This is a genomic window from Frankia sp. CeD (assembly GCF_000732115.1).
Taxonomy (GTDB): Bacteria; Actinomycetota; Actinomycetes; order Frankiales; family Frankiaceae; genus Frankia; species Frankia casuarinae.
Window position 1 is genome coordinate 55402 of record NZ_JPGU01000028.1, and the last position, 7264, is coordinate 62665.

Sequence of the window (7264 nt, forward strand, 5' to 3'; positions counted from 1 at the left end):
AGCCGTTACCATCGACCTTCCCACCCAGCAGATGAGCCACCCTTGCGGGTGCGGGTTGGCTCGCGGGATGCCGAGACACGACACGTCGAACGACACCGGCGGCCTGTCCCGGAGGCATCCGCGCCACGGACCGCCGGCTACCCCGTCAGGGTGCCTGGGCCGGTGCCGGGCAGGTCCTGCGATGCCGCCAGCTTTTCCACGTAGGCGCGGATAGTCGGATGATCGGTGAAGACCGAGGCCCGGACGTCCTGCTCCAGCTCGGCACCCAGCCGTGCCGCGATCTCGATCAGATTCAGCGAGTCCAGCCCCAGCGTGAAGAGGTTCTGATCCGGGTCCACCTGTGCCGCATCGTCCAGTCCGAGCATTTCCGCGACCTGATGTTGGATGAAATCGATGACAAGTGCGGGTCTCTCGGCGTCCCGTGCCGTCTCCACTCGGTCGCGCAGCGTCCCCTCCGCCGGCGCGGGGCCGGCATCGGTTCCTCCGGCAGTCGCCGGAAACGCGTGCTCGTCCGCCTCGACCCAGTAGCGCCTGCGCTGGAACGGGTAGGTCGGCAGGGGCACGCGCCGATGTCCCTGGCCAGCATGCAACGCCGACCAGTCGAGGCTGACGCCGCTTGTCCACAGGCGCCCCGCGGTCGCCAGCCACACGTGTCGGGCGTCGTCGTCGGGACGGGTGCCAGCGTCGGGACGGGTGCCGCGCGGGTCCATCTCCAATGGCACAACCTTCCGCCCGGATGATGTCTCGCGCCGACCGTCGAGCAGGAGGGCGAGACGTTCCTCGGCGTCGGGAGTCTCGTCACGCGGCCCGACCCAGCCCGCCGACGGCACCGGCGCACCCACGTCCAGCCAACCGTTGACTGCCGCGGACCACACGGGGTACCGGGGGGCCGCTGGCGTGAGGTTGCCGGCCGGCTCGCCGTGCGCCTGCGCCCAGGCCAGCCCGAGCGCGGACTCGAGGGGGAAGATCCCGGCGAGGCAGGCGGCGACCAGATCGCCCGAGCCGAACCCCACCAGCGCGCTCGGACGCACACCACATGCCGTCCAGAGCTCGGCGAGAGCGTACTGCCCGACGAAGGCGGCGACGGCGTCGCCATGCCGCGCACGCAACAACGACGCCGGGTCGGGTGTCCGCGGCCTCACCCCGAGAGTCTTGAGGGCCACCGCGCACCGGTCGACCGCGTCGCGGAACACAGCGACGTCGCGGTATACGGCGGCGTCGCGGTACAGGCCGGCGAGAGGGGTGTCGTCGCCGTTCTCCATAAGACGGTGCGCGAAAACGAAGACTACGTCGGCCTCGCCGTCGGCAACCTGCCCGGTGGACACGCGGTCGGGCTCCCCGAGCGCGAGCGTCAGTGCGGCGTCGTGGACGTCCCGGCACACCAGCGCCCGTCGGTACGCACGTGCCCGGCGTCCCACCGCGAGCGTGTACGCCACGTCGGCGAGGTCGAGCGTCTCGCGGTGCACGCGCAGATGACGCGCCAGATTCTCCGTTGCCTCCTCGAGCGCCGCGACCGAGCCGGCAGAGATCATCAGCAACTGCCAGCCGTCCGAAGGCGGCACCCCGGGCTCGCGTTCGCGGGGCGGCGGCTCCTCAAGAATCACATGGGCGTTCGTGCCGCCAATGCCGAACGAGCTCACGCCGGCACGTCGCGGGGCTGTGCCCGATGCCGGCCACTCCTGGGACTCCGTGGCGACGCGGAAGGGATTGGCGTCGAAGTCGATGTCGGGATTGGGTTTTTCGAAGTGCAGGCTCGGCACGATCCGCCGGTGTCGCAGCATCAGCGAGGTTTTGATCAGTCCGGCGATCCCGGAGGCCGCGTCCAGGTGGCCGATGTTGGTCTTGACCGAACCGATGGCGCACCGGGCGCCTGCCCCTGTCTGCCGCAGGAACACGTCCTGCCGCAGGAACACGTCCTGCCGCAGGAACACGTCGGTCAGGGCGGCGAGCTCGACCGGGTCCCCGAGCGGGGTGCCGGTACCGTGGGCCTCGACATAGGTGATCGTCTCGGCGGCGCAACCGGCAAGAGCCTGAGCCTCGGCGATCACGGCGGCCTGGCCCTGCACGCTGGGAGCCGTGTAGCCGGTCTTCGCGCCGCCGTCGTTGTTGACCGCGCTTCCCTTGATGACCGCGTGAATCCAGTCGCCGTCGGCGAGCGCGTCGGCCAACCGCTTCAGGACCACGATGCCGACACCGCTGCCGAGGATCGTGCCCTGCGCTCGGGCGTCGAAAGCCCGGCACCGGCCGTCCGGCGACAGGATCATTCCCTCCTGGAAAAGGTAGCCCTCGGCCTGTGGCACCTTGATATGGGCCGCTCCGGCCAACGCAAGATCGCACTCTCCGCCCAGCAGGCTCAGGCAGGCCAGATTGACGGCCACCAGCGAAGTGGAGCAGGCGGTGTTCACGTTCACCGCCGGGCCCCGCAGGTTCAGCTTGTAGGCCACGCGCGTCGCCAGGAAGTCCTTGTCGTTGCCTATCATCAGCCGGTAACGTTCCAGCGTCGACCCGTGGCGGAAACGGCCGGAGAGGTTGCGTAGAAGGTAGGTGTTCAGCCCGGCGCCGGCATAGATACCGATCGGTCCGGGGCAGGTGTCCGGGTTGTAACCGGCGTTCTCAAGCGCCGTGAGCGCGCATTCGAGGAAGTGCCGTTGCTGTGGGTCCAGGAGCTCCGCCTCCTCGCTCGTGATCCCGAAGACCTCGGCGTCGAACATCTCGATGTCGGCCAGTATCTGCCCGGCCCGCACATAGCGCGGGTCCGCCACGAGTGCGGGGCCGACGCCGGCTGCCAGCAGTTCGGCCTCGGTGAAGAAGGTGGTGGTCTCACGCCCGTCACACAGATTCTGCCAGAATTCCTCGACGGTATCGGCCCCGGGAAAACGGCACGCCATCCCGATAATAGCGATGTCGGAATCCCGGACGTCGTCTGGTCGTTCCATCGTCTCCCCCTTCAGCGCAGACTCTCAGTCGAGTCGGATGCCCATGTCCGCGGCCACGGTACGCAGGTCGAGGAAACTACGGGCGACATACCGGGCGGCGTCCTCGCCGGCATCAAGCTGCTTGAACACCTCGACGAGGGCCTCCTCGTGCGCGCCGGGGTCCCCCTCCCCTGCCGCGATCTCGAACACGATCGCCCTGAGTCGGTCCTCGACCTCGGCCACATCGACCGATCGGGGGAACTTGACACTGTAGGTGGACCGGTCGTAGTCCTTGTTTCGGTTGACCGCCCGCACATAACTCGACGCGTTCAGCTTGTAGAACATACAGCCCCAATTCCTGAACGAGTAGTAGTTGAGTAGCGGAAAAAGCGTGCAGTGGGTCTCGAATGGCGAGGATTCGTAAATTCCTTTCGCCTTCAGCTCCGCGACGATCCGGTCGGGGTCGTATTCGTCGCGTAGGGCGACGAAGGGAAAGACAATCTTCGGCAGCTCACGCTCGTCGGCGAACAGTAGTTCCTCCAGCCCGCCCGAGAAGAACTCGCCGGTCCGGTCCCGGCCGAAGATCTGGTAGAAGTTCTTAACGATCTTCCGGACGTTCGACTCCATCGTGAGCGTCTGTTGCGGGTCCGCGCACAGGATGATGTAGGGGATGTTGTTCCGCCACGCGTGCAGGATTGCCCGGATGACAAAGAATGACCGGCACGAGACACAGGGAAGTTTCTCGTCCAGGTACTTACCCGGCCGCTCCGGGACCGGTCGGTTGAACACCTCCCTCATCATGTCCTTTATCTTGTCGGACCGGTCGGTGACGAAGGTGGCCGGGATCCTCTCCTGGGCAAGCCGCATGTTCGCTGCGGCATGGCTGCTCTCGAAGGGAATTTCGAAGGTGTAGGAGACGACTCTTTTATGGTACTCGTTCACGAACTTGTCCAGCATGTACGTGCTGTCCTTGCCACCGCTGTACATCAGCAGGCAGTCGTAGGGACCACGCTCGTTCGGCCCGCTGTTCGCGAACTCCTCGTAGGTTCTGGACACGTAGGTGAAGTTCTCGAACATCTCGACCGCGACGTCGAGGCTACACAGGTTGCACACGCCATCATTGTCAAGTGATATTCCCGGATGACCAGCGTTCAGTGAACAGATCTTGCAGCGGACCATTCCTCACCTTCCCAGCCGAGTTTTCGAACGCGTCGCCGACGGGCCCGCCTCATGCGCCGGGTGCCTCATGCGCCGGGTGGCTGGCGGGAGCTGAGACCACCACGTCTGCGCCTGAGGCCCGCGAGTGCTGACCGGGAACGCCCCCCGGATTCTTCGGGTGCCCCAGCTCGTCCGGGAGGGTGTGGCGCGCCGGATCCGGCGTCACCGGACCGGCGTGGCGCAGCGGTGGACAAGTATGCCGCCAGTCCCCGGACAGTCGGATAGGCGAACATGTCGACCCGCGTAAGCGACTCGGACAGCTCCGCCTGAAGCCGGATCAGAACCTGCATGAGCAGCAACGAGTTACCGCCGGCGTCGAAGAAGTTCTCGTCGATTCCGACCTCCGGCACCCCCAGGACACCCCGCCAGATGCTGGCGACTGCCGCCTCGAGCTCGCTACGGGGCAGGACCCGCTCTCCGCCTGCGGGCGGGAGAACCTCAGGCGGCCCCGGTAGGGACCGACGATCGATCTTGCCGTTGGCTGTCAGCGGCAGACGTGTCACGGTCACGAACGCAGCCGGGATCATGTAGGGAGGTAGTCGGGTACGTAGGTACCGCCGGAGTTCCTCCGGCCGCGCGCCGAGGCCGGATTCGGCCGAGACGAGGTAGGCCACCAGCTNGCGGTTACCGGGGGCGATGTCGCGTGGGCAGACCACCGCCTCAGCGATGCCGTCATGCCGGCGCAGAGCTTCTTCGATCTCACCGGGTTCGATGCGATATCCGTGCAGCTTGACCTGGTTGTCGACCCTGTGGAGGTAGTCAATCCGGCCGTCGGGCAAGTGGCGCACGATGTCCCCGGTCCGGTACATGACGGCGGACTCGTCCGGTCCGAACGGGTCTCGGACGAACCTTTCCCGGGTGAGCTCCGGCTCGCCGAGATAGCCCGCGGCCACCCCGTCCCCACCGATGTACAGCTCGCCGGGTACCCCGGGCGGCACCGGCTGAAGCCATCTGTCGAGGACGTAAAACCGGGTATTGGCGATCGGTCGCCCGATCGTAACCTGCCGACCCGGCTCCACGCGGTCGACCGAGGACCAGATCGTCGTCTCGGTCGGGCCGTAGAGGTTCCACACCTTCGCAACCCGCGCGAGAAGGCCGTCAGCGAGGTCGCGAGGCAGCTGTTCGCCTCCGCACAGGGCCGTCAGGCCACGGTCACCCTCCCAGGCCGCGGCGATCAGCATCCGCCAGGTCGCCGGGGTCGCCTGCATGACCGTCGGGCGGCTCCGCTCGATCCGTCTCCGCAGTTCGAACCCGTCACTGGCGACATCGGCGGGTACCACCTCGACCTGCCCGCCTGTCACCAGCGGCAGGAGAAGCTCGAGGTAGGCGATGTCAAAGCAGACCGTGGTCACCGCCAGCAGGCGGTCGTACTCGGTAAATCCTGGAGTCCGCGCCATCGAGCACAGAAGGTTCGTCAGGGCCCGGTGGCCGACATCCACCCCCTTGGGCCGGCCGGTCGACCCCGACGTGTAGATTACATAAGCACGACCCTCCGGTGACCCTCGGTCATATTTTTCCTCGTCAGATTCCTCGTCATGTTCCTCGCCCGGACCGCCCCCGGCTGTCGCGATCACATCCCAGTACTGATCGAGCGTGACGACGGTCGCCGGGCAGTCCCGGACATCGGGCTCCAAACTCGTCCGGGTGAGCAGCAGTGTCGACCCCGAACTGGTGAGCATCTGAGTGATGCGGTCGGGTGGATACACCGGATCCAACGGCACAAAGGCCGCTCCGGATTTCATCACGCCGAGTACAGCGACAACAATTTCTTCCGACCGCTCGAGGTAGATGCCGACAAGGCTGCCGGGACCGATGCCGTGGCGACCGAGGAACGCGGCGAGGCGCGTCGACCGTCGATCAAGTTCGCCGTACGAGAGACTGCGATCAGAGCAGACGACGGCGGNTGCCTCGGGACGGCTACGTGCCTGCCGTATGAACAACTGATGCGCGCACAGGTCGCGCGGGTAGTCGGCGTCCGTGTCGTTCCAGGTGACAAGCACACGTTGCGTGTCCTCGGGCGACAATAGCGGGAGCTGGGTCAGATCGGCCGTCGCGGAGCCCGTGAGGGCCTCGAGGAACGCGACGAACATGGAGCGCATCGTGTCGGCCGCACCAGTTTGCAGGACGTTCTCGGCGATGAGCCAGCGGCATCCCTCACCGTCTCGCGGGATCTGCGCGAACAGCACGGTCGCGGACCGCGGCTCGGCAGCGACATCGAGATTGTCAACCAGCTCGACGGCGACCGGCATGCCGCGCTCGGCCCATGGCGCGCACGCACGTAGCTCCGCGTGACGAACCCCTAGGTCGCGGGGGTGGCCGCTACGCCCGCTGAACAGGCGGAGCTGCCTGGCCACCTCACGGCGGAACTCCAGGAAACCCCGGCTCTCGTTGAGCGAGGGCACCCGGAACGGCCGATGGCGGGCAAGCGGTATGCCATCCCCGCCCGAGGCGTCGGATTCGGCTTCCCACGACAGGTCGACGTCCGGACCGTCCGCACCGCTGAATCGAACCAGGAAGGCCAGCAGCACCGTGAGCAACCATTCGGACCTATCGCGCCCCCGGCCGTCACCATCCCGTGCGGCCATCTTCTCCTCCACGCCGGCGAGATCAGCGGGGACGGGGAATCGGATATCCCGGTACCGGTGCGGCGGATCCGCGACCGGATTACGGCGCGGGAGGTCGAGCGGCTCGACGGACATCAGGCGCCGTACCCAGTCGGTCTCGTGCTCGACAACTCCAGCCGGCTCCCCCGGCCAGGGTGACCCGCAAAGTCTGTTTGTGCAGGTAGACGGTGTGAGACGGGGTGCGGGGGGCTGGGGCCGGTGGTGGTGTGAGGATCCGGGCCCGGCTGCTGTTTCGTCGCTGTGAGTAGCGCGTGTGAGGGTGGGTTCCGGCGCCGGCGGAAACGCCACCGATGACGTTCTGTGACAGCCGGTGGGGTGGGTGGGGNGGTGGGGCCGTGGGGTCCGGGGGAACAACGGCGGGCCACCACGGTGAGGGTGGCTGCGGTGAGGCAACGGGGTCCCGGTAGGACGGGGATTGCCTAGATCACCAGCCGTAGGGAGCCCCGTTGCCGGTCCAGTCTCGCATGCCCGTCACTCCCACCGATCTCGGACAGGCCGGGTCGGGGC

3 protein-coding genes are annotated in these 7264 nt (G+C 67.1%); all 3 read right to left on the reverse strand.

The features are described 5' to 3' along the window. Window positions 1-137 precede the first annotated feature (137 nt). The 3 genes from CED_RS25875 to CED_RS14970 all read right to left on the reverse strand — a co-directional run bounded on the left by CED_RS25875 (window position 138) and on the right by CED_RS14970 (window position 6832). Window positions 138-2936: a type I polyketide synthase gene (locus CED_RS25875; RefSeq protein WP_035911588.1), complete on the reverse strand. Its 2799-nt coding sequence runs from the start codon at window positions 2934-2936 to the stop codon at window positions 138-140. 24 nt (window positions 2937-2960) lie between these two features. Further along, window positions 2961-4094: a hypothetical protein gene (locus CED_RS14965; protein WP_011436408.1), complete on the reverse strand. Its 1134-nt coding sequence runs from the start codon at window positions 4092-4094 to the stop codon at window positions 2961-2963. A gap of 65 nt (window positions 4095-4159) precedes the next feature. Continuing rightward, window positions 4160-6832: an amino acid adenylation domain-containing protein gene (locus CED_RS14970; protein WP_051868842.1), complete on the reverse strand. Its 2673-nt coding sequence runs from the start codon at window positions 6830-6832 to the stop codon at window positions 4160-4162. Window positions 6833-7264 lie beyond the last annotated feature (432 nt).

Excerpts from the sequence above, each read along its gene's own strand:
- CED_RS14965 (WP_011436408.1), bottom strand. The coding sequence starts at position 4,094 with ATGGTCCGCTGCAAGATCTGTTCACTGAACGCTGGTCATCCGGGAATA.
- CED_RS25875 (WP_035911588.1), bottom strand. The coding sequence starts at position 2,936 with ATGGAACGACCAGACGACGTCCGGGATTCCGACATCGCTATTATCGGG.